Origin of the sequence: Micromonospora sp. NPDC051296 (assembly GCF_040682255.1) — a bacterium.
GTDB lineage: Bacteria > Actinomycetota > Actinomycetes > Mycobacteriales > Micromonosporaceae > Micromonospora > Micromonospora craterilacus.
Genome location: NZ_JBFBAO010000499.1, coordinates 1 through 4,033 on the forward strand (window position 1 = coordinate 1; position 4,033 = coordinate 4,033).

Annotated in this window: 4 protein-coding genes and 1 pseudogene; 2 read left to right on the top strand and 3 right to left on the bottom strand. The window is 73.7% G+C overall.

Annotated features, from left to right (window positions below):
• The 3 genes from AB0M52_RS31725 to AB0M52_RS31735 all read right to left on the bottom strand — a co-directional run.
• Positions 1-481: hypothetical protein (locus AB0M52_RS31725; protein ID WP_363961328.1), on the bottom strand; the 481-nt coding region annotated here is incomplete at its 3' end.
• A 114-nt stretch (positions 482-595) separates the two neighbouring features.
• The gene (locus AB0M52_RS31730; RefSeq protein WP_363961334.1) at positions 596-1,195 is read right to left on the bottom strand and encodes a response regulator transcription factor; all 600 of its coding nucleotides are present in this window, start codon (positions 1,193-1,195) and stop codon (positions 596-598) included.
• Between the two features lie 194 nt (positions 1,196-1,389).
• Complete coding sequence (locus AB0M52_RS31735) at positions 1,390-2,631, bottom strand: histidine kinase (RefSeq protein WP_363961330.1); 1,242 nt, start codon at positions 2,629-2,631, stop codon at positions 1,390-1,392.
• Positions 2,632-2,763: 132 nt separating this feature from the next.
• On the opposite strand from AB0M52_RS31735, the gene AB0M52_RS31740 reads away from it, so the two are divergent.
• Positions 2,764-3,705, top strand: a complete 942-nt coding sequence (locus tag AB0M52_RS31740; RefSeq protein ID WP_363961332.1) for an ATP-binding cassette domain-containing protein — start codon at positions 2,764-2,766, stop codon at positions 3,703-3,705.
• Positions 3,702-4,033 (top strand): annotated as a pseudogene (locus AB0M52_RS31745) (hypothetical protein); the annotation flags it as partial. The gene AB0M52_RS31740 and the pseudogene AB0M52_RS31745, both read left to right, overlap by 4 nt.

The window sequence follows — 4,033 nt, forward strand, 5'->3', positions numbered from 1 at the left end:
GACGACCCTCGTCGGCAACGTCTACTACGTCAACTACCTGCGGTGGCAGGGCCGGTGCCGGGGTCCGGACGCTGGGTCGGACCACCGGAGCGGCCACCCGCGGCGCCGGACCACGCGCCGGGTAGCCGGCGGCGCGGTCGGTACGCGCCGGACGGACCGCCGGGGTACGGGTCGGCGCGGGCCCGTTCACCAGGAACGGGAACGGCACATGCACGAACGGGTTGCCGTGCCGGATGAGGGCGTCGAACTGCCGCTCGTTGAGCCCGTGGGTCAGCAGCACCCGCCGGCCCCAGCGGTGCAGCCGGCAGGGGAACCGGGCACCGTCGTTACGGCAGAGCGCCCCCGTGGGCCACTCCTCCGCCGCGTGCACGACCACCGCCCGGACCGCCAGCCGGACATCCTCGGGGGTCAACGGCGTCGGGACCGGCAACTCGCCCAAAATCTGATCGATGGGATCCGTCGACTGCTCATCAACTCGCACGGCAGACCTCCCGCAGCTCCGGTAGCGATGCGCTTCAGCACCGCACCTCGCGCATTGGTACGGCTTCCGGGACGGGAAAGTTCAATCCCCGGTGATGCTCGGCGGTGGACCTGCTCAGACCAGCCCGGCGTCGTGTACGAGCAGGGCGATCTGCACCCGGTTGTTGAGGCCGAGGCGGGTCAGCAGCCGGGAGACGTACGCCTTGACGGTGGCCACGCTCATGAACAGCTCGGCCGCGATCTCGGCGTTGGTGCGTCCCTGGCCGAGGGCCACCGCGACCGCCCGTTCCCGCTCGGTGAGCCCGGCGAGCAGCCGGACGGCCGGCTCCCGGCGCGGGTCGGACGCCGTCGCGGCGGTGACGTGATCGATGAGGGTGCGGGTGACCGTCGGAGACAGGGTCGCCTCCCCCGCCGCCACCCGGCGCACCGCCCGCACGATCTCGGCCGGCGGGGTGTCCTTGAGCAGGAACCCGCCGGCACCGGCCCGAAGCGCCCGCAGCACGTACTCGTCGGCGTCGAAGGTGGTCAGCACGAGCACCTCGGGCGGTCGGGGCAGCGCCCGCAGGGCCTCGGTGGCGGCCAGCCCGTCCAGCCGGGGCATCCGGATGTCCATCAGCACCACGTCCGGCCGGCACGCCGCGACCGCACCGACGACCTCGCTACCGTCGGCCGCCTCCCCGACCACGGTCAGGTCGGGCGTGCCACCGAGGATCATCGACAGCCCGGCGCGCACCAACGCGTCGTCGTCCACGATCAGAATCCGCACCGGCCGATCCGGTTGTCCCGGCCCGGTGGGCTTCGGCTGGTCCACGGCCACCGGCTGGTCCACGGCCATCGGCTGGTCCACGGCCATCGGCGGCGGAGCGGCCTGGGCGGGCACGACGCCGAACGACACGCGGCCGGGGCGGGTCACGATGCCGGCCAGGGCAGCCAGGCGGCCAGCCGGAAGTCGCCGGACTGGTCGCGACCGTGCTCCAGCCGCCCGCCGGCCAGGTTGACCCGTTCGGCGATGCCGATCAGACCGGTGCCGCTGCCGGGGATCGGCCCGCCGGTCGGCCCGCCCACCGGCCAGCGGTTGCGGATCTCCACGGTCAGGCCGTCGCCGGGCCCACCGTCGACCCCTACCGTGACGGCGGCGCCGGCGGCATGCTTGCGGGCGTTGGTCAGCCCCTCCTGCACGATCCGGTAGACGCTGCGGCCGACCACGGCGGGCAGCTCGCCGGCCGCGGCCACCCGATCGCTCAGCTCGACGCGTACCCCGGCGGCCCGGGACTCCGCGACCAGCGCCGGCAGGTCGTCAATGGTGGGCTGGGGGCGCTCCGGGCCGGCCGAGAGGGAGACCTCGGCCCGCAGCACGCCGATCACCTCCCGCAGGTCCTGCAATGCCGCGTGGGCGCTGCCCCGGATCACCCCGGCCGCCCGCGCCACCTCCTCCGGGGAGGCGTCGGGACGGAACTCCAGCGCACCGGCGTGCAGGCTGAGCAGCGAGATCCGGTGGGCCAGCACGTCGTGCATCTCGCGCGCGATCCGGCTGCGTTCCAGCTGCCTGGCCTGGGCCACCCGCAACTGCTGCTCGGCCTCGGCCCGCTCGGCGCGCTCCCGCAGCGACAGCACCAGTTGCCGCCGCGCCCGCACGAACATCCCCCAGGCCAGCACCATCAAGCTGATCACCACGCCCCACAGGGTTGAAATCCAGTACGTGCTGGCAGGCTCGGGACGCAGCAGGGCGAAGAACATGTTGGTGATCAGGCCGGCGGCGGTGACCGCCAACGCGACCGCCGTGCGCCGGTGCACGATCACGGTGAAGTAGATGATCAGCAGCGGGACGACGGCGGCGATGGAGAACATCGTCAACGGCAGCGTCACCAGCGCCAGCCCGAGCGGCCACCGCCGACGTACCCAGAGCGCCGCCGTGCAGGCCAGGCCGAGGATCGCGTCCGCGACGACCATCCAGGGGTACGGCAGCCGTTCGGCGAGGCCCGGGGTCCGGGAAGCGGCGTCGAAGGAGGCCAGCGTCACCCAGGCGAGGGAGACCAGGAAGCAGAGACTGTCGACCAGCCAGTCCCGGGTGGTCCGTCGGGAATGGCCGCGGGTCGTGCTGAGCTCCCCAGGCAGCAGCCACGGGTGTTCGAGTACGACGGCGCTGGTCACAGCCGTAATGGTAGGCAGCCGCCCGGGTGTCGGACCAGCTACCAAAGTCGAGACCTGACCCTCGACCTTGGTCGAGACGATGCAGACCGTCGGCCGCTGCGCACGGCCGGGTGGCTCGGCCAGGCTGGCGGCATGATCGCGGTTAATCAGCTCACCAAACGGTACGGGCGGCACACCGCCGTCGAGGACGTGTCGTTCCACTGCGAGCCAGGCACCGTCACCGGCTTCCTGGGGCCCAACGGGGCCGGCAAGTCCACCACGATGCGGATGATCTGCGGGCTCACCCCGCCGACCTCCGGCCAGGCCACCGTCGACGGGCACCCCTACCGCGAGCTGCCCAACCCGGGTCGCACGATCGGAGTGCTGCTGGACGCCTCCGCCCAGCACGCCGGGCGTACCGGCCGGGAGGCCCTGGCCGTGGCGGCCACCACGATGGGGGTGGACCGGAGTCTGGTGGGCGAGGTGCTCGACCGGGTGGGTCTGGACGCGGTCGCCGCCCGGCGACGGGTCCGGGCGTACTCGCTGGGGATGCGCCAGCGGCTCGGCCTGGCACACGCGCTGCTGGGCAATCCCCGGGTGCTGGTCCTGGACGAGCCGGCCAACGGCCTGGACCCGGAAGGGATCTTCTGGATGCGCGGCCTGCTGCGCGACTTCGCCGACCGGGGCGGCACGGTGCTGCTCTCCTCCCATCTGCTGCGCGAGGTGGAGGCGGTCGCGGACCGGCTGGTGGTGATCGGGGGTGGCCGGATCGTGGCGCAGGGCGGCAAGGACGAGCTGCTGGCCGGCGACGGCACGGTGGTGCGGGCCCGCGACCGGGTGGCGTTGCGCGGCGCGCTGGAGCGGGCCGGCCTGCCGGTCAGCGAAAGCACCGACGGGCTGCTGGTCCGCGCCGACCCGGAGGCGGTCGGGCAGGCCGCGGCGGCGGCCGGGGTCGCCCTCACCGAGCTGCGGGCGGCCGGCGGCGGTGGCCTGGAGCAGCTCTTCCTCACCCTCACCGCAGCGGCGGACAGCGCCGCGGCGGGCCCCGACCAGACCGGTACCGACGCCGCGCCGACCAGGGAGGCCGTCCGATGACCATCACCGCCCCCGAGATCGCCCGCAGCGTCCGGCCGAGTGAACGCCGGCCGTCGCTGGCCCGGCTGACCGCCGTGGAGCTGCGCAAGCTCGTCGACACCCGGGCCGGCCGCTGGTTGCTGATCACCATCGGCCTGGTCGCCGCCCTCATCGTCACCCTCCAACTGGTGTACGCGCCGGACGCCGAGCAGACCTTCGTCAACTTCTTCGTCCCGTCGCTGCTGCCCGTCGGATTGCTGGCCGGGTGGGTGCGGTGTCGGTGTCCGGACCGGTGGACCGGGCGGAGGTCGTCGGCATGGTGCACGCGGCCGAGGCGTCGGCCCGGCAG

Excerpts from the sequence above, each read along its gene's own strand:
- AB0M52_RS31730 (WP_363961334.1), bottom strand. The coding sequence starts at position 1,195 with ATGATCCTCGGTGGCACGCCCGACCTGACCGTGGTCGGGGAGGCGGCC.
- AB0M52_RS31740 (WP_363961332.1), top strand. The coding sequence starts at position 2,764 with ATGATCGCGGTTAATCAGCTCACCAAACGGTACGGGCGGCACACCGCC.